Raw genomic sequence first — 26,605 nt, 5'->3', positions numbered from 1 at the left:
CCCCGTTGCCCTCCGCGCGTCAGCCGGGCACCACGCCGGCTGCGCGGCGCGCTGCCGTCAGGCGCTTGCGCATGGAGACCTCCTGCAGGTCCAGTTCGCTCACGATGTGGCGCAGCGTGTCGTCGTTGATCCGGTGCTGGTGCCGCTCGGCATAGACCGCGTCACGCTCGGCGCGGATGCACCAGATGCGCATCTCGAGCTCGAGCACATAGCGCTGCTTGCGCTGCAGGACGATCTCGGGCGCTTCGCGTGTGCTCTCGAGCGACGTGGCGATACCGGTGCCGTCGTCAAGCATCTGCAGCCGGTTGCGGTATTCCTGCGCGAGATGCCCCATGACCTCCTGCTTCATCGCCACCCATTCGGGCGAGTGCGACTGGACGTCCTCGTCGCTGAGCGTGAGCTGCGACATGGCCGCCATGCAGCTCGCCTCGCGGGCCAGGCGTTCCTCGCGCACGGTCGGCGGCTCGCCCGGGGTGGGCAGGCGCCTGAGGATGATGGGCAGGGCCACGCTGCCCATCACCAGCGTGAACAGGATGGTGCCGGTGGCCAGGAAGATCAGCATGCCGCGCGCGGGGAAGGGCTCGCCATTGTTCAGCAGCATGGGCACGGACAGCGCGCCGGCAAGCGTCACCGCGCCGCGGATGCCGGCGAACGTGGTCGCCAGGTTGAGCAGCAGCGACGGGCGCTCGGCCATCTTGCCGGAGTGGTGGGCGCGTCGCAGTGCGCCATGCACGCCGAGCGTGATCCAGATCCAGCGCATGAACAGCAGGCCGGACGAGATCGCGGCCACGTAGCCCACCAGAATCCACCATGCATCGCCGGCCTGGTGCAGCGGCACGCCGATGATGGCAGGCAGTTGCAGCCCCAGCAGCAGGAAGATCGCGCCATTGAAGGCGGCTTCCACCAGGCTCCAGGTGCCTTCGGTCTGCAGCCGCTCGCTCACGTAGCTGCTGCGGTCGAGATCGGCGAAGTTGGTGGCGATGCCCGCTGCCACCGCGGCAAGGATGCCGGAGACGCCGATCTTCTCGCCCACGATGTAGGCCGCAAAGGGCAGCAGCACCAGCAGCAACACCATCTGCGTGGCCGCCACGTCGCCGAGGCGCCGGGTGATGGTGCTGCGCGCATAGCTGAATCCCCAGCCGAGCACCGCGCCGACCGCGAGGCCGCCAAGGGCCATCCAGATGAAGTCCTTGGCCACCGCGCTCCAGGACAGCGTGCCGGTCAGTGTCGCCGCCACCGCGAATTTCAGCGCCACGAGGCCCGACGCATCATTGAGCAGCGACTCGCCCTCGAGGATGTGCATGGTCTTGTCGGGCATGCCCAGGTTGCGGGTGATGGCCGACACGGCCACCGCGTCGGTGGGCGAGACCACCGCGGCCAGCGCGAAGGCGACCGGCAGCGGGATCTCGGGAATCATCCAGTTGATCAGGTAGCCCAAACCAAATACCGTGAACACAACCAGTCCCAGTGCCAGCAGCAGGATGGGTTTGGCGAGGGCGAAGAATTCTCGCTTCGGAATGCGCCATCCGTCGGCGAACAGCAGCGGTGGAATGAACAGCAGCATGAACAGCTCGGGGTCGAACGCGATATGCAGGCCGCTCTGGGGCCAGGCGATGGCGGCGCCCAGGGCGATTTGGATCAGTGGCAGGGGAATGGCGCGAATGTAGCGGGCAACGATGCCCGTCAGCGCGCCGAGCATCAGGACAAGCAGGACGGTTTCGACGGTGTGCATGCGACATTTTCTGTCGATATGCCGCGGCGCTTCTGTCAGATATTGAAAAAAACCGAGTGCCCGAACCGGGCAAAGTGGAGAAACGAACAATGAGCATTCTTGGAACGCAACTCAATGCGCGCTCGGCCGATTTCCAGGCCAACGCGCAGGCCATGCAGGCCGTGGTCGATGACTTGCGCGCGCAGACCGAGCGCGTGGCCCAGGGCGGTGGCGAGGCCGCGCGTGCCAAGCACGTGGCACGCGGCAAGCTGCTGCCGCGCGAGCGCGTGCAGCGCCTGCTCGATCCGGGCACGCCGTTCCTCGAGCTCTCGCCGCTCGCGGCGCTCAACATGTACAACAACGACGCGCCGGGCGCGGGCGTGATCACCGGCATCGGCCGCGTCAACGGCGTGGACTGCATGATCGTCTGCAATGACGCGACGGTGAAGGGTGGTACCTACTACCCGATGACGGTGAAGAAGCACCTGCGGGCACAGGAAGTGGCGCAGCAGAACCGGCTGCCCTGCATCTACCTGGTGGATTCAGGCGGCGCGAACCTGCCGAACCAGGACGACGTGTTCCCCGACCGCGAGCACTTCGGCCGCATCTTCTTCAACCAGGCCAACATGAGCGCGCGCGGCATCTCGCAGATCGCCGTGGTGATGGGCTCGTGCACGGCGGGCGGCGCGTATGTTCCCGCGATGAGCGATGAGTCCATCATCGTGAAGAACCAGGGCACGATTTTCCTCGGCGGTCCTCCGCTCGTGAAGGCTGCCACCGGCGAGGTGGTGAGCGCGGAAGACCTGGGCGGCGGCGACGTGCACACGCGGCTGTCGGGCGTGGCCGATCACCTGGCGGAGAACGACCTGCATGCGCTGGCGCTCGCGCGCCAGATCGCGGGCAATCTGAACCACAGCAAGGAAACCTGCACGAACGACCATGCGCCGCGCGCACCGTTGTTCGACGCCCGGGAGCTCTACGGCGTGATCCCCGTGGACACCCGCAAGCCCTTCGACGTGCGCGAGATCATCGCCCGCGTGGTGGACGGCAGCGAGTTTGACGAGTTCAAGGCCCGCTTCGGCAGCACGCTGGTGTGCGGCTTCGCACGCGTCGAGGGCATGCAGGTCGGCATCATCGCCAACAACGGCATCCTGTTCAGCGAGTCGGCCGTGAAGGGAGCGCACTTCATCGAGCTGTGCTGCCAGCGCAAGATCCCGCTGGTGTTCCTGCAGAACATCACCGGCTTCATGGTGGGCCGCAAGTACGAGAACGAAGGCATTGCGCGCCACGGCGCGAAGCTGGTGACGGCGGTGGCCACGGCGAGCGTGCCGAAGTTCACCATCATCATCGGGGGCAGTTTTGGCGCGGGCAACTACGGCATGTGCGGCCGTGCCTACTCGCCGCGCTTCCTCTGGATGTGGCCGAATGCGCGCATCAGCGTGATGGGCGGCGAGCAGGCCGCGAGCGTGCTGGCCACCGTGAAGCGCGACGGCATCGAAGCCAAGGGCGGCGCGTGGAGCGCCGATGAGGAAGAGGCCTTCAAGGCACCGATCCGCAAGCAGTACGAAGACCAGGGACACCCTTACTACGCCACGGCGCGCCTGTGGGACGATGGCGTGATCGATCCGGCGGACACCCGCCGGGTGCTGGCGCTGGGCCTGGCCGCCACGCGCAATGCGCCGATCGAGGACACGCAGTTCGGCGTGTTCCGCATGTGATGGACGCCGCAAGAGACAAGCAAGAGAACCAAGAGATACAGGAGATGAATCCATGACACAGGCTCTGACTCTGCAGGTCAACGGCGCGGTCGCGACCATCACGCTCACGCAGCCGGAAATCCGCAATGCCTTCAGCGACGAGGTGATCGCGGAGATCACCGAGGCATTCCGCACGGCGGGCGAACGCCCGGACGTGCGCGCCATCGTGCTGGCAGCCGAAGGCCCTGCCTTCTGTGCCGGTGCGAACCTCAACTGGATGCGCCGCATGGCGGATTACACGCGCGAGGAGAACATCCAGGACGCCGGCCTGCTGGCCGAGATGCTGCGCGTGATCTACGAATGCCCCAAGCCTACCATCGCGCGCGTGCAGGGCGACGTCTACGCGGGTGGAATGGGGCTGGTGGCCTGCTGCGACATCGCGGTGTCCGCAGACCATGTGCACTACTGCCTGAGCGAAACCAAGATCGGGCTGATTCCCGCCACCATCAGCCCCTACGTGATCCGCGCCATGGGCGCGCGTGCGTCGCACCGCTACTTCCTGACGGCCGAACGCTTCCCTGCCGCAGAGGCGCTGCGCATCGGCTTCGTGCACGAAGTGGCGCCTGCCGATGAGCTCGATGCGCGGGTCGACGGCATTCTCAAGAACCTGCTTTCCGCGAGTCCGAATGCCGTGCGCGCCGCCAAGAGGCTAGTGCAGGACGTGGCCGAGCGCGAGATCGATGCCGCGCTGATCCGGCAGACGGTCGAAGGCATCGCCGACATCCGCGCGAGCGAAGAGGGCCGCGAGGGGGTGCAATCGTTCCTGGCCAAGCGCAAGCCATCGTGGCTGCCGGGCTGAGGCTCCCCGAAACAGGACAAGGCACATCAATGGACGCGCTCTGGCTTCAGATCGTGCAGTGGCTGCATTCGATCGGCATGCATGTGGACGCAGGCACCGCCCGCGAGGTGGCGGAAGGTGCACGCCATGTGACCGAGAAGCTCGACATGCCGGGCATGCTGGCGCTGGCTGCGGCGCTCGGCTGGGCAAGCGGCTTTCGCCTCTATGCCGTGGTGTTCCTGGTGGGCGGCATGGGGGCGCTTGGCTGGTTTCCGCTGCCCGCGGGGCTGGCCGTATTGCAGAACCCTGTCGTGCTCGCCGTGGCCGGCTTCATGCTGCTGGTGGAATTCTTTGCCGACAAGGTGCCCTGGTTCGACAGCGTATGGGATTCGGTGAACGCCTTCATCCGCGTGCCCGCGGGCGCGATGCTGGCGGCGGGCGTGTTCGGTGCCGACAACGCATCGATGGCCGTGGCGGCGGGGCTGCTCGGCGGCACGCTGTCGGCCACGTCGCTCGCCACCAAGATGACCACGCGCGCTGCGGCCAACACGTCGCCCGAGCCATTCTCCAACTGGGGCCTGTCGTTTCTCGAGGATGGCCTGGTCGTCGGCACGGTGTGGCTGGCCACCCAGCATCCCGTGGCGTTCGGCTTCGCACTGGTGTTCGCCATCATCCTGTCGGTGATTGTGCTCATCGTGCTGTTCAAATTTCTGCGCGCCGTGTGGCGTCGCGTATCCGGTTTGTTTTCCGATTCCGAGAGGAAGGTGGTTTGAGTATGTTCAACAAGATCCTGATCGCCAATCGTGGCGAGATCGCCTGCCGCGTGGCGGCAACTGCGCGCCGCATGGGCGTGAAGACCGTGGCCGTGTATTCCGATGCCGACGCGCATGCCAAGCATGTCGCGTTCTGCGATGAGGCCGTGCACATCGGCGGCAGCGCGCCCAAGGACAGCTATCTGCGCTGGGAGCGCATCATCGAGGCCGCCAAGGCCACGGGCGCACAGGCGATCCATCCCGGCTACGGCTTCCTGTCGGAGAACGAGGAGTTCGCACAGGCCTGCGCCCAGGCGGGCCTCGTGTTCATCGGCCCGCCGGCCTCCGCCATCCAGGCGATGGGCCTGAAGGCGGAGTCCAAGCAGCTCATGGAAAAGGCCAACGTGCCGCTGGTGCCCGGCTACCACGGCAGCGACCAGGACCCTGCGTTGCTGGCGCGCGAGGCCGATCGCATCGGCTATCCCGTGCTCATCAAGGCCAGTGCGGGGGGCGGCGGAAAGGGCATGCGCGCGGTGGACTCCGCAGCGGGCTTTGCCGAAGCGCTGGCGTCGTGCAAGCGCGAGGCGATCAACAGCTTCGGCGACGATGCCGTGCTCATCGAGAAGTACGTGCAGCGCCCGCGCCACATCGAAATCCAGGTGTTCGGCGACACGCATGGCAACTACGTCTACCTGTTCGAGCGCGACTGCTCGGTGCAGCGCCGCCACCAGAAGGTGCTGGAGGAGGCTCCCGCGCCCGGCATGACCGAGGCCATGCGCCGGCAGATGGGCGAGGCGGCCGTCGCGGCCGCGCGCGCGGTGAACTACCTGGGCGCGGGCACGGTGGAATTCATCGTCGAGCAGCGCGACGGCGGCGAGATGAACTTCTTCTTCATGGAGATGAACACGCGCCTGCAGGTCGAGCATCCCGTGACCGAGGCGATCACTGGCGAAGACCTCGTCGAATGGCAACTGCACGTGGCATCGGGCGAGAAGCTGCCCAAGCAGCAGGACGAGCTAAGGATCATCGGCCACGCCATCGAGGCGCGCATCTGCGCAGAAAACCCCGACAACAACTTCCTGCCCGCCACCGGCACGCTGAACGTCTACCGCAAGCCGGATTGCGTGAGCTTCGAGCGCGGCGATGTGCGCGTCGATGACGGTGTACGCGAAGGCGATGCGATCAGCCCGTTCTATGACTCGATGATCGCCAAGCTCATCGTGCACGGCGACAACCGCGAACAGGCGCTCGCGCGGCTCGACGCGGCGCTTGCCCGGACGCAGATCGTGGGCCTGAACACCAATGTGCAGTTCCTGCGCCTGGTGGTGCGCAGCCATTCGTTTGCGGAGGCGAATCTCGACACCGCGCTCATCCAGCGCGAGGAGGCCGTGCTGTTCAAGCAGGAAACCGTGAGCCTGCCGCTGGCCGTCGCCAGCGTGGTGGCGAACGTGCTGGCCGGCGAACAGTCCGCGCAGGGCGACGACCCGTTCAGCCGCCGCGATGGCTGGCGCTCGCTGGGTGTGTACCAGCGCCCGTTCGATTTCGACTGTGCGGGCCGTGACGTGAAGGCTTCGCTCTCGTATCTGGCGGCGGGCCAGTACGTGCTGAATGTGAGCGAAGGCGGCACGCAGCTTGCCACCGCTGCGCTGGGCTTTGCGCGCCAGGTCGATGGCTCGTTCGACCTGCAACTGGGCAGCGAGCGCGTGCGTTCCGTCGTCTACATGCAGGGCGACACGGCCCACGTGTTCACGCCGGCTGGCGCGGCGCGCCTTGACCTGCTCGACCCGCTGGCGCATGCGGGCGACGCCCATTCCGAAGGCGGGCGACTGACCGCACCGATGCCGGGCAAGGTGGTGTCGTTTGCGGTCAAGGCCGGTGACAAGGTCACCAAGGGCCAGGCGCTGGCGGTGATGGAGGCCATGAAGATGGAGCACACCATTGCCGCCCCGGCCGATGGCGTGGTGGCCGAGCTGCTGTATGCGCCCGGCGACCAGGTCACGGAAGGTGCGGAGCTGCTCAAGCTGCAGGCGGCCTGAGGCCGCCGACGCCTGCCTCTGTCCGGCCCGCAGTTCTCCCGGCTCCCGCCAGGAGAGCTCGGGAGGAGGGTGGTTTTCGGCGAACTCGCTGCGCGGAGCGCCCAAAGGCATTAATCTCCAGCCATGAACATCACTTTCTATGACAGGACATCGGAAGGCGAGCCTTGGGTCGAGGAACTGGCAGAAGCATTGCCCGGGGCCCGGGTTTCCGCGTGGCAGCCCGGTGCGCCGGCGGCCGACTACGCCGTGGTGTGGAAGCCTCCGCAGCAGCTGCTGGACGAGCAGCCGCGCCTCAAGGGCATCTTCAATGTGGGCGCGGGCGTGGATGCGATCTGCCGGCTGAACCTGCCCCAGGGAGTCCCGCTGGTACGCATCGACGACGGCGGCATGGCGGTGCAGATGTCGGAATACGTGTGCCATGCGCTGATCCGCCATTTCCGTGAATTCGATCGCTGCGAGGCGGATACGCGCAATGGCGTCTGGCGGCAGCACGAGACGCTTTCGCGCCGCGACTTTCCCGTGGGCATCATGGGGCTGGGCGTGCTTGGCGAACGCGTGGCGCGCGCGGTGTCGCTGTTCGAATATCCCACGCTGGGATGGAGCCGCACGCCGCGCAGCATCGACGGCGTGACATGCTTCAGCGGCGAGCAAGGCTTTGGCGAGTTCCTGGGCGCGACGCGCGTGCTGGTCAACCTGCTGCCGCTCACCCCGCAGACCGAGAACATCATCAACCGCGAGACGCTTTCGCGGCTTCTGCCGGGCGCCTATGTGATCAACGTGGCGCGCGGCGCGCATGTGGTGGATGAAGACCTGCTCGCCGCGATCGGCAGTGGCCACGTGGCCGGTGCGACGCTCGATGTATTCCGCACCGAACCCCTGCCGGAGGATCATCCGTTCTGGCGCGAGCCGAAGATCAGCCTCACGCCGCACACCTCGGCCCGCACCCTGCGCGCGGACAGCATTGCGCAGATCGCGCAGAAGATCATGGCGCTGGAGAAGGGCGAACCCGTGGCGGGCATCGTCGATCCAGCGCACGGGTACTGACCGCACAGGTACCCGAAGGACATTCCCAAGATTGAAAGAAAGATACGCATCATGGCACTCTCCCCCACATTCCCTCCCGGGTGAAACTCATCGACGTGGGCCCGCGCGACGGCCTGCAGAACGAGAAGACGCCGGTTCCCGCAGCCGTCAAGATCGAGCTGGTGCAGCGCCTGCAGGATGCGGGCCTCAAGGAAATCGAGGTCACCAGCTTCGTGAGCCCGAAATGGGTTCCCCAGATGGGCGACAACGCCGAGGTGATGGCAGGCATCCAGCGCCGCGCGGATGTGCTGTATTCGGTGCTCACGCCCAACATGAAGGGCTTCGAGTCCGCGCTGGCTTCCCGGCCCGACGAGATCGTCGTCTTCGGGGCGGCCAGCGAAGCCTTCAGCCAGAAGAACATCAACTGCTCGATCGCGGAGAGCATCGAGCGCTTCGCACCCGTGGTCGAGGCGGCGCTCGCTGCCGGCATCAAGGTGCGCGGCGCGATGAGCTGCACGGTGGGATGCCCGTATGAGGGCGAGATCGCTCCCGAGAAGGTGGGCGAGCTCGCGCGCCTGATGAAGCAGATCGGCGTGCAGCGCGTGGACGTGGCCGACACCATCGGCGTGGGCACGCCGCGCAAGGTGCAGGCGGCCATCGAGGCGACGCTCAAGCACTTCCACATCGACCATGTCTCCGGCCATTTCCACGACACCTACGGGCAGGCGGTCTCCAACACGCTGGCCGCGCTGGAGATGGGCGTGTGGAACTACCAGTCCTCCGTGGCGGGGCTGGGTGGCTGTCCCTACGCCAAGGGTGCGACGGGCAACGTGTCGACGGAAGACGTGGTGTACATGCTGCAGGGCATGGGCATCGACACCGGCATCGACCTGGACAAGCTGGTGGATGCCGGCAAGTTCATCAGCGATTTCCTCGAGCGCAAGCCGAACTCGCGCGTCTCCACGGCCGTGCTGAACAAGCGGGCAGGATGAAGCGCCATGTGCGGATCTGAACTTCAGGCACTTCCCGAGGGTGTGCGCCGGGTGGCCGAGGTGCTGCAGGCCAGCGGCCATGCGCATGCGCCGGTGATGCTGGACAGCGCCGCGCGCACCGCGCAGGAGGCCGCGGACGCGCTGGGCGTCTCCGTCGGCCAGATCGCCAAGAGCATCATCTTTCGACGCAAGAGCGACGATGCGGCGGTGCTGGTGATCACCTCGGGCGATCGCCGGGTCGATGAGAAGAAGGTGGACTCCATCGTCGGCAAGACGGGCCGTGCCGATGCCGATTTCGTGAAGGCGGCGACGGGCTTCACCATCGGTGGTGTGTCGCCGGTGGCCCATGCGAACAAGCCGGTCACGCTCATCGACCGCGACCTGTTCCGTTTCGACGTGATCTGGGCGGCCGCAGGGCATCCGAATGGTGTCTTCCAGCTGGTGCCGGGCGACCTGGAAAAGCTCACCGGCGCACCGGTGGCCGACGTGGTGAAGGTGGAACAGGCATGAGCGACAACCTGCTGCTCGAAGCGCGCGCGCTGGATGTGGCGGCGAGCGGGCATTTCGAGGCGACGTACGACGGAGTGGTCGATTCCCCTTGCGTGAACGTGTGCCGCATGACACCCGATCGCAGCCATTGCGAGGGCTGCTTTCGCACGATCGACGATATTCGCGCCTGGTCGCGGGCCGATGCGGCCACGCGCCGTGCGATCTGGCTGCGCGCGCTGGACCGCGCGGGCATCGAACTTCCCAAGGCGGTGGCATGAAGCAGATCACGTGCTATATCGATTTCGTCTCACCCTATGCCTGGCTGGCTTTCGAGCAGGCACCGCGCGTGCTGGAGGGCCTGAGCTACCAGTTGCGCTACAAGCCCGTGCTGCTCGGCGCCTTGCTCAAGCAGCATGCCAATCCCGGCCCCGCGGGAATTCCTCCCAAGCGTGAATGGACATACCGCCACGTGACATGGCTGGGCCATGCGCAGGGCTGCGGCCTGCAGATGCCGGCTCGGCATCCGTTCTCGCCGCTGCCGCTGCTGCGCCTGGCGCTGGCCTGCAGCGACGACGGCCATGTCAACCGCTTCACGGCCGATGCGATCTTCCGCCATGTCTGGCTGGGGGGGCAGGACGCCAATGATCCCGCCCGACTGTCCGCACTGCAGGAGCTGCTGGGCGAGCAGATCCGTCCCGATTCGCAGGAACAGGCCAAGGCCTTGCTGCGTGCCAATACCGACGAGGCTCAGGCGCGCGGCGTGTTCGGTGTGCCGATGTTCGAGGTGGACGGCAAGCTGTTCTGGGGGTTGGACGGCCTGCCCATGATGCGCGCCTATCTGGATGGCGATGGGTGGTTCGCGGATGGCGAATGGGATCGCGCCGCGTCCTGCGCGTCCGGCCTGGACGGATGAAGGCTGTCTGCCCAGGGCGCCTCGTCCGCGGCAGGCCAATCGTCGTTTCAAGGTGAAACGCGGGTATGTCCTAGCAAGGGATTTCCCGCGTCGCAGATGGATTCCAAACGCCGGCCCGGATCATTTCTGATGCATTTTTCCTTCGTGGGGGTGTTTATTTCCCATATGGAGAAATCGCCATCAAGGGTTGCCACGGGGTTTGTCAGATCGCCGTAAGCCCGTCGGCTCCCTGTGCCGTTGGCCCTGTCAGTTTTCGGAAAGATGACGCGCGGATATTGCAGCTACCTGCAAATCAGGCAAAGCGTTTGATTTCATTTTCCAACGACAGGAGACAGCAAACATGAGCAGCAATGCACCGACCCGGGCGGGTTCTGCCAACGTGGCAGCACCACGGCCGATGAGCGGCGAAGAAAAGAAGGTCATCTTCGCCTCTTCGCTAGGCACCGTTTTCGAGTGGTACGACTTCTATCTCTATGGTTCGCTGGCGGCCATCATCGCCAAGCAGTTCTTCAGCGGCCTGGATGCGGGCTCCGCCTTCATCTTCGCGCTGCTGGCGTTCGCGGCGGGCTTCCTGGTGCGTCCGTTCGGTGCCATCGTGTTCGGCCGGCTGGGTGACATGATCGGCCGCAAGTACACCTTCCTCGTGACCATCCTGATCATGGGCATCTCGACGTTCATCGTCGGTATCCTGCCCAGCTACGCCAGCATCGGCGTGGCGGCTCCGATCATCCTGGTGGCCCTGCGCATGCTGCAGGGCCTGGCCCTGGGTGGCGAGTACGGTGGTGCAGCCACCTACGTGGCAGAGCACGCTCCTCACGGCCGCCGCGGCGCCTACACATCGTGGATCCAGACCACCGCGACGCTGGGCCTGTTCCTGTCGCTGCTGGTGATCCTGGGCACGCGTACCGTCATGGGCGAAGAAGCCTTCAATGACTGGGGCTGGCGCATTCCGTTCATGGTCTCCATCCTGCTGCTGGGCATCTCGGTGTGGATCCGCCTGTCGCTGTCCGAGTCGCCTGCGTTCCAGCGCATGAAGGCCGAAGGCAAGACGTCCAAGGCCCCGCTGAAGGAATCGTTCGGCGAGTGGAAGAACCTGAAGATCGTGATCCTGGCCCTGCTGGGTTTGACCGCCGGCCAGGCAGTGGTCTGGTATTCCGGCCAGTTCTACTCGCTGTTCTTCCTGACGCAGCAGCTCAAGGTCGATGCGATCACCGCCAACCTGATGATTGCCGCCGCGCTGCTGATCGGCACGCCGTTCTTCGTGATCTTCGGTTCGCTGTCCGACAAGATCGGCCGCAAGCCCATCATCATGATCGGTTGCCTGCTGGCCGTGCTGACCTACTTCCCGGTCTTCAAGGCCCTGACCGCTGCCGCCAATCCGGATCTGGCACAGGCGCAGGCCACCGCCGCCGTCACCGTGACGGCCGATCCCAAGACCTGCTCGTTCCAGGGCAACCCGGTCGCTCGCGAAATCGACTTCAAGAGCTCATGCGACATTGCCAAGCGCTTCCTGGTGGCCAGTTCGGTGAGCTATGACAATGTCGCGGGTCCTGCAGGCTCTCCCGCCGTGGTGAAGATCGGCGAGAAGACCGTCACGGCACCCGAGGGTGTGGTGGTGAACCACAAGTTCGATGAAACGACCGTCAAGGCGGTTGCCGCCTTCAAGAAGGAAGTGGCGGAAGACCTGAAGCTGGCTGGCTATCCCACCAAGGCCGATCCCGCGAAGATGAACAAGCTCATGATGCTTGTCATCCTGACCTACCTCGTGATCCTGGTGACCATGGTCTACGGCCCGATCGCTGCGATGCTCGTGGAAATGTTCCCGACCCGCATCCGCTACACCTCGATGTCGCTGCCCTATCACATCGGCAATGGCTGGTTCGGCGGCCTGCTGCCCACGACGGCCTTCGCAATCGTGGCCTCCACCGGCAACATGTACAACGGCCTCTGGTATCCGATCGTGATTGCCGGCATGACCTTCATCATCGGCACGCTGTTCATCCGCGAAACCAAGGACGTGGACATCTACGCCAACGACTGATCTCCAGTCCTGCCATCCCCATGCGCCCTCTGGCGCATGGGGATGTTCGTTTTCTAAGAGGTTTCTCAGGGGTAACACTTAGATGGAATCACCGCCCTTCTCAATGTGTGGCGGTAATACATCAAATGGTGTTATCCCTGTGACTTTTCTATATGTTAGAGAACGAGTTATCTCTAGAATTCGCCTGCGGAATGACGTTTGGGCACATGACCTACAGGGTTTCAAATCGTTAGGTTTGTCTCAATTGTCATCAATAAATTACATATCGATCCGATCACGCAGGTGATCACTCCCATCAAGGAACCACAATGCAAACATCTAGCCGCGTTCTGCTCGCTACCCTGGCTCTGCTGGGTACCTCCGCAGCTTTTGCCCAAAGCAGCGTCACCGTCTACGGCCGCGTGAACACCTCCATCGAACACCAGAAGACGGGTGACTCGACTGCTACCGTGATGCAGAACAACGCTTCGCGTTTCGGTTTCCGCGGCACGGAAGACCTGGGCGGCGGCCTGAAGGCTGGTTTCGTTCTGGAATCCGGCTTCAACTCCGACACCGGCACTTCCGACGGCCGTGGTTTCTTCGCCCGTCAGAGCGAAGTGAACCTGTCCGGCAACTTCGGTGAAGTTCGCCTGGGCCGCTGGACTGCTCCTTCGTACTTCGCCACTGCTGACTACATCAGCATGCACAACCACGATACCGGTACATCCGCAGACGCGTTCTACGCCTACGTGATGAACGATATCGCCACCAACTCCAACGGCATCAGCTACAAGACGCCTACATTCAGCGGCTTCAACGTCGAACTGGGCACCGGCCTGTACGAGAAGAACGCCAAGTACGGCAACAAGAACGTCTATGACCTGGCTGCCAACTACGAAGGCGGTCCCCTGGCCCTGGGCCTGGGTGCTACCAAGTTCGACCAGTCCAACCAGTTCGCCGTTCGCGGCCTGTACAAGATCGGTTCGCAGTTCCTGGTGGGCGCATACGTGCAGCGCAGCAAGAACTGGGGCTTCGACCAGGTGTCGTCCTCCACTGGCGGCTCGCGCACTGCATACCGTCTGTCCGGCGCCTACCTGCTGGGCGCAAGCGAGTTCCACCTGAACGTCGGCCGCGCCGGCAAGATGAAGAACTTCTCCGAGTCGCAAGCCATGCAGTACACCCTGGCCTACAACTACAACCTGAGCAAGCGCACCAAGGTGTATGCCTTCTACACGAAGGTCAACAACAAGGACGGCGCTTCCTACATGAGCGGCGCAGCTGGCGAAGACTTCAGCTCGTTCGCAGTGGGCGTGCGTCACAACTTCTAATAAAAAGAAGGGGCGGCGTAAGCTGCCTGAAATCCAAGCCTGATGCAATGGCGTCGGGCTTGCTTTCAGACAAGCCTTGCATTTCGGTGCAAGGCTTTTTTGTTGGTGGGCACCGCATCACATCAATACAGATGTTCTGCGGCAAGGGCGTTCCGGTCTGATGCATCGGCCACGCACTGTCTTCGCCGTGGAACTCAATTCATATTCAGGAGATATTCACATGGTGAAGCTGGTGGTTGGATTTGTGATTTTCGCGGCCATTTCCCTTTTCGTGATCATGAAGGCAGGGGACAAGGTCGACATGAGCGGCGAAAAGCATGGCACGGAGACGGTCAGCCCGGGCGCCAGCGGCACCCATTGAGTCGCGGGCAGGGCGAGCGAGAGGCGAGTGGCCGGAACTGGTGGGGCGGCCCATTTGCAATCGACTTTCCGTGGCATGGAGGCCGGGAAGGCAGCATGAAAAAAACCGCAGGAACTTCAGGTTCCTGCGGTTTTTTTCATCGCCGGGCCGCCCCAAGATGAAAAGCGCCCCCTTGGGGGGCAGCGAACCATGCGAAGCAGGGAAGCGTGGGGGCCTTTTTCATCGCCGGGCCGCCCCAAGATGAAAAGCGCCCCCTTGGGGGGCAGCGAACCATGCGAAGCAGGGAAGCGTGGGGGCCTTTTTCATCGCCGGGCCGCCCCCAGGTGATGTGCTGGGGATCGGCTTCGCCTCAGCGGCGGAACTTCCCGTCCGTCCCGATGATGGACAGATCGGCAAAATCAAGGCCCGTGTGGTCATCGGGCGAGTAGTTCACCTCCAGCCCGCCGATGTCGAACTTCTGCATGGACTCCAGGGCCGGGCCCAGCTTGTCGCGGGTGGGCTTGGGGCCTGCACGGCGCAGTGCCTCGACCAGCACCTTGGCCGAGGCGTAGCCTTCCAGCATCGCGGGGCTCACCTCCTTGCCCTTGGTCTTGGCCAATTCGAGTGCTTCGCGCACCAGCGGGGAGTTGCCTGCTCGCTCGCTCGGGAACACCTGGGTGACGATCACACCGCGCGCATTCTCGCCCAGGCTTTTGACGAAGCCGGACGAGGCATTGTTGGACAGCGTCACGAGCTGTGCCCCCGATCCGGCCTTGCGGAAGGCGTTGTAGCCATCGACCACGGTGTTGCCGGACGCCAGCACCAGCACGGCCTGTACATTGGCCTGCACGATCTTGGCGGTGACGGGCGCAAAGTCGGGCTTGGCGCGGTTGACCTTCTCCAGCACCGCAGGCTCCATCTTCGCCTGGTTGAAGCCGCGCATCGCGCCGGCCAGTCCGTCGGCGCCGAAGCTGTCGTCCGCCAGGACCACGCCGATGCGCGTGATGCCCAGCGACGCCAGGTGCGTGATCGCCTTTTCGGCCTCGCGCTGGTAGGTGGCGCGCACGTTGAACACGTTCTTCTGCAGCGGCTTGTGCAGCACCATCGCGCCGGTGGAGGGGCCGATCAGCACCACGCCATGCTTGTTCAGGTGCGGAACGATGGCCTCGTTGTGGGGCGTGCCGCGCGTGAGGAACATGGCGGTGACGTTCTGTTCCTCGATCAGCTTGCGGGCATTCTCGCCGGCGAGCTTGGGATCGAACTTGTCATCCAGCGAGATCAGTTCGATCTTCTGGCCGTGCACGCCGCCGCGCGCATTCACGCTGTCCAGGTACAGCTTGGCGCCGTCGGTCGTCTCCTGGACGCCCGCGGCGACGACGCCGCTGAACCCCGCCGTCTGCCCGATCATGATCTGCGCATGGGCGGTGCCCATACCCATGCCCATTCCTGCGGCCAGCGTCCACAGCGCTGCCGAACTCTTCCAGTTCCTCATTGATCTCTCTCCATCCTCGCAAGTTGATTTTCTGATTGCGCACAAGGGGACGTGCGAACGTAACGCCCATGCGCAAGCGCGCCTTGGTGGCGAACTATCGGCAATGTAGCCAGATAGGCTGGAATTTGTCGATGAAATGTCAACAGTTGTGCATTTTTGTCACAAGGGTTTACGCTTACTGGAAGGAACCGGTGGCACCCATGGGCGATGCCTGAACCGCAATGGCCTACTGAAACGCGGTTCTCCCACCCCGCCTAGAATGTTCCGCCTCAACCGGAAGAGATGGCGTTCATGACACATGGATTGATCCGTATACACGGAGCTCGACAGCACAACCTCAAGAACCTCGACGTGGACATTCGCACCAGCGAATTGACGGTGGTCACCGGACCCAGTGGTTCCGGCAAATCCAGCCTGGTGTTCGATACGCTGTACGCGGAAGGCCAGCGCCGCTACGTCGAAACCTTCAGCGCCTACGCGCGCCAGTTCCTGGACCGCATGGACAAGCCCGCCGTCGACAGCGTGGAGGGCGTGCCCCCGGCCATCGCGATCGACCAGACCAATCCGGTGCGTTCTTCGCGCTCCACGGTCGGGACGATGACGGAAATCAACGATCACCTCAAGCTGATGTTTGCCCGCGCAGGCCAGCTATTCGATCGCAAGACCGCACAGGCGGTGCGCCATGACTCGCCCGACACGATCTACGCCGAGCTCAAGGCCCGCAGCGACGCGGAAGGCGATCCGCGCATCGTCATCACCTTCCCGGTGGAGCTGCCTGCGGGCACGTCCGCCGAACAGGTGGAGCAATGGCTTTCCGCGAGCGGCTTCACCAAGGTGCAGGCTGAGCGTGAAGTGGCTACGCCCACCGGCCCGCGCAAGCTGCTCGATGTGGTGGCCGACCGTTTCCGCCTGGGCAATGCCGAGCGCGCGCGCGTGATCGAGGCCATCGAGGTCGGCCTCAAGCGCGGCAGCGGCAAGCTCATCGTCTATCGGCTGAAGGACGAAGGCGAGCCCGATCTCTGGCGTTTTTCCACCGGCCTGCATTGCCCCGACAGCGACCTGCGCTACAGCGAGCCGATTCCCTCGATGTTCTCGTTCAACTCGGCGGTCGGCGCGTGCGACACCTGCCGGGGTTTCGGGCGCGTGATCGGCGTCGACTATGGCCTCGTCATTCCCAACGACAAGCTCACGCTGCGCGCGGGGGCGATCAAGACCATCCAGACGCCTGCATGGAAGGAGGCGCAGGACGATCTGATGCGCCACGCCGAAACCGCCGGCATTCCGCGCGACACGGCCTGGTACAAGCTCACCGACGACCAGAAGAAATGGGTGATCGACGGCACGCCCGGCTACAAGGAAGGCAACTGGAACAAGCAGTGGTACGGCATCCGGCGCTTCTTCGAATACCTGGAGAGCAAGGCGTACAAGATGCACATCCGCGTGCTGCTCTCCAAGTACCGCAGCTACACGCCGTGCCCGGTCTGCGCGGGCGCACGCCTGAAGACCGAGAGCCTGCTCTGGCGCATCGGCAGCAAGGAGGATGCCGACGCCGTTCTGCCGCCGGCCCGGCGCTTCATGCCGCAGGGCGTGGACTGGACGCGCGAGCAGCTCGAGGGCCTGCCGGGCCTGAGCCTGCACGACCTGATGCTGCTGCCGATTGAACGGCTGCGCGACTTCTTCGATCGCCTCGGCGCCAGCGCGCCGCACCGCGTGCTGGGCTGGACCCGGCCGGGCGAGGCCGGCGAGAGCGGCCAGCCCGACGCCAGCGTGATCGACATCGACATCGACAGCGGCGAGGCGCAGGCCCTGCGCATGCTGCACGAGGAGATCACCACGCGCCTGCGCTATCTGTGCGACGTGGGCATCGGCTACCTCACGCTCGACCGCCAGAGCCGCACGCTTTCGGGTGGGGAAGTGCAGCGCATCAACCTGACGACCGCGCTCGGCACCTCGCTGGTGAACACCTTGTTCGTGCTGGACGAGCCCAGCATCGGGCTGCACCCGCGCGACATGCACCGCATCACCGAAGCCATGCTGCGCCTGCGCGACGCGGGCAACACGCTGGTGGTGGTCGAGCACGACCCGGCGGTCATGATCGCCGCCGACCGCGTGATCGACATGGGACCCGCGCCGGGCGAGCGCGGGGGCGAGATCGTGTTCGACGGTACCGTGGGGGAACTGCGGCGCGCAGACACGCTCACGGGCAACTATCTCGGTGGCCGCAAGACCATCAGCTCGGGCATCAAGCGGCTGGTGACCGATGCCACGCCGCGCCTCGTCCTGGAAGGTGCGCGCGAGCACAACCTGAAGGACGTCACGGTCGAGTTCCCCCTGCAGCGCCTGGTCACGGTGACCGGCGTTTCGGGCTCGGGCAAGTCCACGCTGATCCAGGACGTGCTCGCTCCCGCGCTGCTGCGCCAGTTCGGCAAGGCCACCGAGACGCCGGGTGTGCACGACCGGCTGCTCGGCGCGGACCATCTCTCCGACGTGGTGTTCGTCGACCAGTCGCCCATCGGCAAGACCGCGCGCTCCAATCCGGTCAGCTATGTTGGCGCATGGGATTCGATCCGCGAGATCTTCGCCAGCGCGCCGCTGTCGCGCGAGCGCAGCTACACCGCGGCGAAGTTCAGCTTCAACGCGGGAGACGGCCGTTGCCCGACCTGTGGCGGCTCGGGCTTCGAGCATGTGGAGATGCAGTTCCTCTCCGACGTGTACCTGCGCTGTCCCGACTGCGATGGTCGCCGCTACCGTCCCGAAATTCTCGAGGTGAGGATCGAGCGCGGCGGCCGCATGCTGAACGTGGCGGACGTGCTCGAGCTCACCGTGAGCGAGGCGGCCGAGCTGTTCGCCAGGGACCGCGAGGTGATCCGTGCGCTGCAGCCCATCGTCGATGTGGGCCTGGAATATGTGAAGCTCGGCCAGCCCGTGCCCACGCTGTCGGGCGGCGAGGCGCAGCGCCTGAAGCTGGCGGGCTTCCTGGCCGAGGCGGCCAAGGGCGGTAGTGCCAGCAAGCAGCCTGTGGCGAAGAAAGGCACGCTGTTCCTGTTCGACGAGCCCACCACGGGCCTGCATTTCGACGACATCGCCAAGCTCATGCGCGCTTTGCGCAAGCTGCTCGATGCGGGACATTCGCTGGTCGTCATCGAGCACAACCTGGATGTGATCCGCGCCAGCGACTGGATCATCGACATGGGCCCCGAAGGCGGTGACAAGGGCGGCCAGATCATCGCGCAGGGTGCCCCCGAATCGCTGCGCCACGACCGTGCTTCCCACACCGCTGCCGCGCTGCGCGAGTATGAGCAGGCGCTGGGGGAGAGCGGGCATTCCGTGCACGAGAAGCAGGCCGAAATGCGCCGCGAGAAGCGCAAGCGCGAAGGTGAGGGCGCCCAGCAGGCCAAGAATGCCATCGAGATCATCAACGCCAAGGAACACAACCTCAAGCAACTGAGCGTGGATATTCCGCGCGGCAAGTTCAACGTGGTAACGGGCGTGTCGGGCTCGGGCAAATCGACGCTCGCATTCGACATCCTCTTCAACGAGGGCCAGCGCCGCTATCTCGAGTCGCTGAATGCCTACGCGCGCAGCATCGTGCAGCCGGCGGGGCGTCCCGAGGTGGATGCGGTCTACGGCATTCCGCCGACCGTCGCCATCGAGCAGCGCCTGTCGCGCGGCGGCAGGAAGTCCACCGTGGGCACCACCACCGAGGTCTGGCATTTCCTGCGGCTGCTGTACGTGAAGCTGGGCGTGCAGCACTGCATCCATGACGGCGCGGCCGTGCAGCCGCAGACCGCGGACAGCATCGCGGCGCAGCTGCTCACGCAATTCAAGGGCCAGCTCGTGGGGCTGATGGCTCCGCTGGTGCTGAACCGCAAGGGCGTCTACACCGAGCTGGCCGACTGGGCCCGCCCGCGCGGCTACACACATCTGCGCGTGGACGGCAACTTCCTTCCGACGACCGGCTTCCCGCGCATCGACCGCTTCAAGGAACACACCATCGAACTGCCGGTGGCCAGCATCACCGTCAGCCCGCAGAACGAGACCGAACTGCGCAAGGCATTGTCGAGCGCGCTCGAGCTGGGCAAGGGCGTGGTGCATGTGCTCAGCCACCTCGACGGCCTCGATACGGCGCTGCAACTGGGCGAGCCCACGGCACATATCGGCAGGCTGCAGGTGTTCTCCACCAAGCGCGCATGCCCCGTCTGCGCGACCAGCTATGCGGAGCTCGACCCGCGTCTGTTCTCCTACAACAGCAAGCATGGCTGGTGTCCCGATTGCGTGGGCACGGGCGTGAAGCTCACCAAGGAACAGCGCAAGGTGTTCGACGACTCGGTACAGGGCGAGGACAACCGCGGGCGCGAACAGACCTTCGAGGAGCCCGATGCGGACGACGTGACCGACGCGGTCTGCCCAAGCTGCCAGGGCACGCGGCTCAACCCCGTGGCGCGTGCGGTGCTGTTTGCCGACACGCCGATCACCGACGTGGCGCGGCTGTCGGTGTCCGAGGTGCGCCAATGGATCGAGAACCTGGAGCTTTCGGGCCGCGAGGCGGACATCGCGCGCGACCTGATTCCCGAGATCCGCAGCCGCCTCGAGTTTCTCGAGGAGGTGGGCCTCTCCTATCTCACGCTCGATCGCGGAGCCCCCACGCTGAGCGGTGGCGAGGCGCAGCGCATCCGCCTGGCCGCGCAACTCGGCAGCAACCTGCAGGGCGTGTGCTACGTGCTCGACGAGCCGACGATCGGCCTGCATGCGCGGGACAACCAGATCCTGCTGAATGCGCTGCACAAGCTGGGCGACAAGGGCAATACGCTGGTCGTCGTCGAGCATGACGAGGACACGATCCGCCGGGCCGACCACATCATCGACATCGGACCGAGCGCGGGCAAGCGCGGCGGACGCCTGATTGCGCAGGGCACGGTGCAGGACGTGCAGGCAGCCGAGGAGTCCCAGACGGGCCGCTATCTGCTGCACGCGATGAAGCATCCGCTGAAGCCGCGCCGCGACGTGGCCGATTCGGCGAAGAAGGATGCGCGCGTGCCCGAGCACTGGCTCACCGTGCACGACGCCCAGATGCACAACCTGCGCGATGTGACGGCGCATGTGCCGCTGCACCGCCTCGTGGCGGTGACGGGGGTGAGCGGCTCCGGCAAGTCCACCCTGGCGCGCGACGTGCTGCTCACCAACGTGGCGGCATGGGTTGCTCAGCGCTCGACCAAGGCGGGTCGCGAAGCCATGGATGCCGGCAATTCACCAGCGCTGGTCGGCTGCCGGGGACTGTCCGGTTTCGAGGGCATCGACCGGGTGCTCGAAGTGGACCAGACGCCGATCGGCAAGACGCCGCGGTCCTGCCCCGCGACCTACATCGGTTTCTGGGACACGATCCGCAAGCTGTTTGCCGAGACGCTCGAAGCCAAGGCGCGAGGCTACGCACCGGGCCGCTTCTCGTTCAACACCGGCGAAGGCCGCTGCCCGGCCTGCGAGGGGCAGGGCATGCGCACCATCGAGATGAGCTTCCTGCCGGACGTGAAGGTGCCTTGCGAGGTCTGCCACGGCGCGCGCTTCAATCCCGAGACGCTGGCCGTGACCTGGCGGGGCAAAAGCATCGGCGACGTGCTGCAGATGGAGGTCGACGAGGCCGTCGAGTTCTTTGCGAGCATGCCGAGCATTGCCCACCCGCTGCAACTGCTCAAGGACGTGGGGCTCGGCTACCTCACGCTTGGCCAGCCTTCGCCCACGCTGTCGGGAGGAGAAGCCCAGCGCATCAAGCTCGTCACCGAGCTCACCAAGGTGCGCGACGAGGTGGGACGGCGCGGGCAGAAGGCTCCGCATACGCTGTACGTTCTGGACGAGCCCACGGTGGGCCTGCACATGGCCGATGTGCACAAGCTCATCCGCGTGCTGCACCGCCTGGTCGATGGCGGGCACAGCGTGATCGTGATCGAGCACGACCTCGACGTGATCGCGGAGGCCGACTGGATCATCGACCTGGGCCCGGAAGGCGGAAAGGACGGTGGCCGCATCGTGGCCGCGGCTTCGCCGGAGGAACTGGTGCGCATCGGCACGCATACGGGCAAGGCGCTTGCGCCGGTGCTGGCGCGCTGAGCGGAGGCACCTTGCGGGGTGCCTCTTGAAACGCTCGGGCTTCGGTCGCAGCCTGTCGACGCCTATCGCAGCTGCATGCCTGCCGTTTGAATGGCCTTGGCATACAGCGGCCGCTCCTGCTGCAGGCCCTTCGCCAGCTCGCCCGGTGAGCCGCCGTTGATCCGGTAGCCCAGGTTTTCCAGCTGCGCGCGTACTTCCCTGGACTGCAGCACGGTCTGCATGTCGCGGTTGATCCTGTCGACGATGGCGGGTGGTGTGCCGGCCGGCGCGAAGTAGCCTTGCCAGCTTTCCACCGCGTAGTTCGCCGGACCGCCGGCTTCGGCGACGGTGGGAACCAGGGGCAGGGTCTGCGAGCGGTAGGGCGTGGTCACGGCAAGCGCCCTCAGCTTGCCTGCGCGCACGTATTCGGTCACGGCGGCGAGGGTGATCAGCGTGGCATCCGTATGGCCCGCAAGCACGTCGAGCGCAGCCGGTGCTCCGCCGGGGTAGGGGATGTAGTTCACCTTCGCGCCGGTGGCCTGCGTGAGGATTTCATGGGCCACGTGCGCGATGCCGCCGTTGGTGGGAAGTCCCAGGCTGATGCTTTCGGGCCGTGCACTGGCGCGTGCAAGGTATTCGCGCAGGTCATGGATGCCCGTGGCCGGGTTCACCACCAGGACCTGTGGATTCACCACGGCCTTGATGATGGGGGTGAACGCCCTGTCGGCGTCATACGGCAGGCGTGGCTGCATGAGGCTGTTGAGCGTCAGGCTCTCTCCCTGCTGAAGCAGCGTGTAGCCATCTGCCTGTGCCTTGGCGACGCGCGCTGCGCCAAGCACTCCGCTGGCGCCGGGAATGTTCTCCACCACCACGCTCTGTTTCCAGAGTACGGAGAGCTGATCGGCAAGGATGCGCGTGAGCTTGTCGGCGCTGCCGCCCGCCGAGACCGGCACGATGATGTGGACCGGCTTGCGCGGGAAGTCGTCGGCGTTGGACGCTGTGGCATGCGCTGCCCCCAAGGCCAGGGCGATCAGGGGCAGTGCGAGAAGTGATCTGAAAAACGGGCGGATGCGCGAGCGTGAGGAGGACATGGCGTAACGGGGAGTGAGTCTCTGGAGAGGCTGCAATCTACGGAGCACATGGTGGATCGGGAACAAAGCTTTGCGCATATGCATAGGCGGTTCGTGCAGCGGGTCGCTGCCTGTGCAAGACGCATATGGATAGCCGAAATGCTTTGTTGTGGGTTGCGGGCCCGTGCTCTAACTTGACCGCCTTTGCTTGCGCCTTCTTGGGCGCATCCATCCACCGACGATTCATCGAGCAAGGCCATGACCACCACCGATCTTTCCATTGAGTTCACCGGCAGCGACATCGCCAGCCAACGCGCTGGCGCCGTGGCCGCCTTCATCGCGCAGGCGCGGCGCCTGGTTCCCGATCCGGAACATGCGCAGGCTGCGCAATTGCAGTCCGTTGCGCGATCGCTGGAGGTGCTCGCGGCGCGCAGGGAGCTGTTTCCGGAAGAGCACTTTCCCGCATCCAAGGACAGTCCGGCGGGCGTCTTCCGATTGAGCGAGGACGTGGATGGGCGCTATGCGCTCTATGTGTCCGTCGGATTGCCGGGCAAGTCGCAGCCGCCGCACGATCACACCACCTGGGCCATCATTGCAGGCACGTCGGGGCTGGAGCGCAATGTGTTCTACAGGCGTGAAAAGACGGGTGACCCCACGCGCGACATCCTCACGTGGATCTCCAGCACGGATGTCACCATCGGAAACTCCGTGGTGCTGGAGCCGAGCGATGTGCACACCATCGAGTTGCTGGGCCACGAGAAGGGCGTGCATCTGCACTTCTATGGCCTGGGCCTGGATCGCCTGTCCGGGCGCGTCGTTTTCGAGAACACGGCGGGTGGCCGATTCCGGCACTTCGCCCCTCCCAAGTCCATCCGGCATCCGCTGGTCTCGCCCCTACAGCTGAAGCAGGCGCTGGCCGGCGAAGAAGAGATTGCCGTGCTGGACGTGCGCGAGGCCGGGGTGTTCGCGCGCCGGCACATCCTGTTTGCGGTGTCGGCTCCGCTATGGCGCCTCGAACTGCAGATCGATCGCCTGGTGCCGCGACGCAATACCCGCATCGTTCTGGTCGATGCCGACGAGACGCTGGCCCACGCTGCCGCCCACAAGCTGATCCGCCTGGGCTGGCGCAATGTCTCCGTGCTGGCCGGCGGAACGGATGCCTGGGCCTCCGCGGGCCTGGAGCTTTTCAGCGGAACGAATGTGCCGGGCAAGGCGTTCGGCGAGGTGATCGAGCACGAGAAGAACACGCCCTGGATCACCTCCGACGAACTGCATGAGCGCATCGCCCGAAGCGAGAACCTGGTCGTGGTCGACAGCCGCACCACGGATGAATTCAATGCCTTCACGCTGCCGTTCTCGCACAGCCTGCCGGGTGCGGAGCTGGTGTATCGCATTGGCGAGATCGCGCCCGATCCCGAGACGCTGGTGGTGGTGAACTGCGCGGGACGCACCCGCAGCATCGTGGGCGCGCAGACGCTGATCGACGCGGGCATTCCCAACCGCGTGGTGTCGCTTCGCAATGGCACCATGGACTGGCTGCTCACGGGCAGGGAGCTTGCCTATGGCCGCAAGCCGCAATTGCCCGAGCCGCAGCCCGGGCAACTGGCGCTTGCCCGCGAGCGTGCCGGCCAGGTGGCGCAGCGTGCGGGGGTGAGGCGCATTGACGGCGCGGATCTTGCGCACTTGGAATCCCAGCAGGCAGAGCGCAGCCTCTACCGTTTCGACGTTCGCACCCGCGAGGAATACCGCGCCGGGCATCTGCAGGGCTGGCGCTGGGCGCCGGGCGGGCAGCTGGTGCAGGCCACCGATGAGTACGTGGGCACCCGCGGTGCACGCATCGTGATCGCCGACTGGGATGGGGTGCGCGCGCTGACCACGGCGGCCTGGCTCGCACAGCTCGGAGGCTATGAGGTGTTCGTCCACGCCCCGCCCGCCCGGGCCGCGCGCGTGACGGGTGATGAGCCCGTGACCGTGCTTGCGCTGAACGGCGACAACTTCGCGTCACGGATCGCGCCGGTGCAGGCGGCAGCGCTGCTGGAGCGGGGAGCCGCCACCGTGTTCGACGTGGACAGCCGCGCCGCCTATGAACGGCGGCATATTGCAGGAGCGCAGTTCGCCGTCGCGGACCGGTTGGCCGAGTTCATCGAAGCCCTGCCGCAGGAGCAGGTGGTGCTTCTGACGTCGCCCGATGGCGTGCTGGCCCAGATCGTCGCTGCGCAGTTGAATGAACAGGAAGGCCGCAAGGTGCTGGCGATTGCCGGAGGTACGGCTGCCTGGCAGGCGGCCGGATTGCCTCTGGGGCGGCCTGAAGATGCCAGGGTGCTGACTGCCGACGATGACCATGCATTCAGTCCCTACGGCCATGCGGACCGTGCGCTGCGTGATGCGGGCTTCAACGACTATCTGAACTGGGAGCTGGGACTGGTCGCGCAACTCGGGCGTGAAGGACATACCGGCATCCAGCTGATTTCCTGATCGGCTGGGGTCCGAGGAGACGGTGGGGCCATGTACTTTTCCCCCACCTTCCAAACCTCGTCTCGTTGACCGGGCAGCGCCAGCCTGGATCTAGGCTGCCAGCTTGCGCCGGCTGCTCTGATCCAACCCGTCGAACGACTGCGCCAGATCGGCGATCAGGTCCGCGGGGTCCTCCAGGCCGATGTGCAGCCGGATGACGGGCTGTGTGCCGGTCCACACGCTGTGTTCCCGCAGCCGCTCGGGCGCCGCGATGAGGGCCAGGCTTTCATAGCCGCCCCAGGAGGCCCCGATGGAGAAGTACTTCAGCGCATCGACAAGATCCTCGGCATCGCGTGTATCCAGGCCTGGCGCCAAGGCGAACGAGAGCAGGCCGCTGGCGCCGCTGAAGTCGCGCTTCCACAGCGCATGTCCGGGGTCGGACGGCAGCGCCGGATAGAACACCCGCTGTACCTTGGGGTGCGACAGAAGCCATTGAGCGACGATGGTGGCGTTGTGCTGGTGCTGGGCGAGCCGCACGGGCAGGGTGCGCACGCCACGCAGTGCGAGGTAGGCATCGTCGGCACTGACGGTCAGGCCCAGGGCTTCGTGTGTGGCGGCGATGCGCTTGGTCAACTCGTGCGAGTCGGTGACCACGATGCCCTGCATCACATCGGAGTGGCCCGCGATGTACTTCGTCGCGGCCTGAATGGAAATGTTCACGCCGAGCTTCAGCGGCTGCAGGAACCAGCCGCCGCTCCAGGTGTTGTCCGCCACGACAGGAATGTTGCGCGAGCGCGCAATGGCGGTGAGTGCGGGCAGGTCCAGCACCTCGTAGAGCAGCGAACTGGGGGACTCCAGATAGACGAGTCGCGTGTTGTCGCGGATCTTCGTGGCCAGGTCGTCCCGTGATGGCGAGAAGTACTCCAGGGTGATTCCGAGGCGCCTGAGCAAGGTGTCGTCCACGCGGCGCACGGGCGAATACACGCTGTCCGAGACCAGTGCGTGGTCCCCCGGCGACAGCAGCGCCAACAGCACGAGCGTGATCGCAGCAAGCCCGGAGGGCGCGAGGAACGCGCGATGGCCGCCCTCCAGCGCGATGATCGCGTCTTCCAGCGCACGGTGTGTGTCGAGACCATGCCGTCCATAGGAGGCCACGCGTTCGCCGGCCGCGCGGCGGTGGTGGTGGTCGGCCAGGGCGGCGGCGCTCTCGAAGCGCACGGTGCTGGTTCGAACCACCGGCACGTTGACGGGGCCGGAACCATCGCGCAGAGCGGGGGCTCCGGCGTGGAGCAGTGACGTGGGCGAGCGGGGCGAGCTCATGACGCGGCCTCGCTGCAGCCCTGGGGGGATGTGCTCATGGGATGTGTCC

The 26,605-nt window shown here is 65.4% G+C and carries 18 protein-coding genes; 14 read left to right on the top strand and 4 right to left on the bottom strand.

All coding sequences use genetic code 11. The features are described from left to right. Nucleotides 1-19 precede the first annotated feature (19 nt). Nucleotides 20-1,732: a Na+/H+ antiporter gene (locus H9K76_RS19960; RefSeq protein ID WP_187597024.1), complete on the bottom strand. Its 1,713-nt coding sequence runs from the start codon at nucleotides 1,730-1,732 to the stop codon at nucleotides 20-22. An 89-nt stretch (nucleotides 1,733-1,821) separates the two neighbouring features. On the opposite strand from H9K76_RS19960, the gene H9K76_RS19955 reads away from it, so the two are divergent. From H9K76_RS19955 to H9K76_RS19900, 12 genes are all read left to right on the top strand, one after another. Then, nucleotides 1,822-3,429: a carboxyl transferase domain-containing protein gene (locus tag H9K76_RS19955; protein ID WP_187597023.1), complete on the top strand. Its 1,608-nt coding sequence runs from the start codon at nucleotides 1,822-1,824 to the stop codon at nucleotides 3,427-3,429. Nucleotides 3,430-3,481: 52 nt separating this feature from the next. Then, nucleotides 3,482-4,267 (top strand): enoyl-CoA hydratase/isomerase family protein, encoded by a 786-nt coding sequence (locus tag H9K76_RS19950; protein ID WP_187597022.1) that lies wholly within the window; start codon nucleotides 3,482-3,484, stop codon nucleotides 4,265-4,267. Nucleotides 4,268-4,296: 29 nt separating this feature from the next. After that, nucleotides 4,297-5,019, top strand: a complete 723-nt coding sequence (locus tag H9K76_RS19945) for a DUF4126 domain-containing protein (protein ID WP_187597021.1) — start codon at nucleotides 4,297-4,299, stop codon at nucleotides 5,017-5,019. Nucleotides 5,020-5,021: 2 nt separating this feature from the next. Continuing rightward, entirely contained in the window at nucleotides 5,022-7,034 is a 2,013-nt protein-coding gene (locus H9K76_RS19940) for an acetyl/propionyl/methylcrotonyl-CoA carboxylase subunit alpha (RefSeq protein WP_187600757.1), read from the top strand. A 123-nt stretch (nucleotides 7,035-7,157) separates the two neighbouring features. Continuing rightward, a complete protein-coding gene (locus H9K76_RS19935; RefSeq protein ID WP_187597020.1) occupies nucleotides 7,158-8,078 on the top strand; it encodes a 2-hydroxyacid dehydrogenase in 921 nt (306 codons plus the stop codon). A gap of 68 nt (nucleotides 8,079-8,146) precedes the next feature. Further along, a complete protein-coding gene (locus H9K76_RS19930) occupies nucleotides 8,147-9,049 on the top strand; it encodes a hydroxymethylglutaryl-CoA lyase (protein ID WP_187600756.1) in 903 nt (300 codons plus the stop codon). Nucleotides 9,050-9,055: 6 nt separating this feature from the next. After that, entirely contained in the window at nucleotides 9,056-9,559 is a 504-nt protein-coding gene (locus tag H9K76_RS19925) for a YbaK/EbsC family protein (protein WP_187597019.1), read from the top strand. Beyond that, nucleotides 9,556-9,816, top strand: a complete 261-nt coding sequence (locus tag H9K76_RS19920; protein WP_187597018.1) for a DUF1289 domain-containing protein — start codon at nucleotides 9,556-9,558, stop codon at nucleotides 9,814-9,816. The genes H9K76_RS19925 and H9K76_RS19920 overlap by 4 nt, the downstream gene beginning before the upstream one ends. Further along, nucleotides 9,813-10,451: a 2-hydroxychromene-2-carboxylate isomerase gene (locus H9K76_RS19915; RefSeq protein ID WP_187597017.1), complete on the top strand. Its 639-nt coding sequence runs from the start codon at nucleotides 9,813-9,815 to the stop codon at nucleotides 10,449-10,451. The genes H9K76_RS19920 and H9K76_RS19915 overlap by 4 nt, the downstream gene beginning before the upstream one ends. Before the next feature lie 340 nt (nucleotides 10,452-10,791). Then, nucleotides 10,792-12,492 carry an MFS transporter gene (locus H9K76_RS19910; RefSeq protein WP_187597016.1) on the top strand — a complete coding sequence of 567 codons (1,701 nt, stop codon included), beginning with the start codon at nucleotides 10,792-10,794 and terminating at the stop codon, nucleotides 12,490-12,492. A gap of 308 nt (nucleotides 12,493-12,800) precedes the next feature. After that, nucleotides 12,801-13,799, top strand: coding sequence for a porin (locus tag H9K76_RS19905; RefSeq protein WP_187597015.1), 999 nt, complete (start codon nucleotides 12,801-12,803; stop codon nucleotides 13,797-13,799). A 220-nt stretch (nucleotides 13,800-14,019) separates the two neighbouring features. After that, on the top strand, nucleotides 14,020-14,160 hold the full coding sequence (locus H9K76_RS19900; protein WP_187597014.1) for a hypothetical protein: 141 nt from the start codon (nucleotides 14,020-14,022) through the stop codon (nucleotides 14,158-14,160). 349 nt (nucleotides 14,161-14,509) lie between these two features. Here H9K76_RS19900 and H9K76_RS19895 read toward each other — a convergent pair whose 3' ends face one another. Then, nucleotides 14,510-15,631: an ABC transporter substrate-binding protein gene (locus H9K76_RS19895; RefSeq protein ID WP_187597013.1), complete on the bottom strand. Its 1,122-nt coding sequence runs from the start codon at nucleotides 15,629-15,631 to the stop codon at nucleotides 14,510-14,512. Nucleotides 15,632-15,922: 291 nt separating this feature from the next. Between H9K76_RS19895 and uvrA the strand changes: the two genes are divergently transcribed. After that, complete coding sequence (gene uvrA / locus H9K76_RS19890; protein ID WP_187597012.1) at nucleotides 15,923-21,733, top strand: excinuclease ABC subunit UvrA; 5,811 nt, start codon at nucleotides 15,923-15,925, stop codon at nucleotides 21,731-21,733. Nucleotides 21,734-21,795: 62 nt separating this feature from the next. Here the strand turns inward: uvrA and H9K76_RS19885 are convergent, their stop codons facing one another. Continuing rightward, nucleotides 21,796-22,803, bottom strand: coding sequence for a tripartite tricarboxylate transporter substrate-binding protein (locus H9K76_RS19885; RefSeq protein ID WP_187597011.1), 1,008 nt, complete (start codon nucleotides 22,801-22,803; stop codon nucleotides 21,796-21,798). A gap of 237 nt (nucleotides 22,804-23,040) precedes the next feature. Between H9K76_RS19885 and H9K76_RS19880 the strand changes: the two genes are divergently transcribed. Next, entirely contained in the window at nucleotides 23,041-25,257 is a 2,217-nt protein-coding gene (locus tag H9K76_RS19880) for a rhodanese-like domain-containing protein (protein ID WP_187597010.1), read from the top strand. Between the two features lie 90 nt (nucleotides 25,258-25,347). On the opposite strand, the gene metC is transcribed toward H9K76_RS19880, so the two are convergent. Then, nucleotides 25,348-26,556 (bottom strand): cystathionine beta-lyase, encoded by a 1,209-nt coding sequence (gene metC / locus H9K76_RS19875; RefSeq protein WP_187597009.1) that lies wholly within the window; start codon nucleotides 26,554-26,556, stop codon nucleotides 25,348-25,350. Nucleotides 26,557-26,605 lie beyond the last annotated feature (49 nt).

This window comes from Diaphorobacter ruginosibacter, from assembly GCF_014395975.1.
Taxonomy (GTDB): Bacteria; Pseudomonadota; Gammaproteobacteria; order Burkholderiales; family Burkholderiaceae_C; genus Diaphorobacter_A; species Diaphorobacter_A ruginosibacter.
Note: the sequence above shows the minus strand (reverse complement) of the source record. Positions and strands in the feature narration are given on the sequence as shown.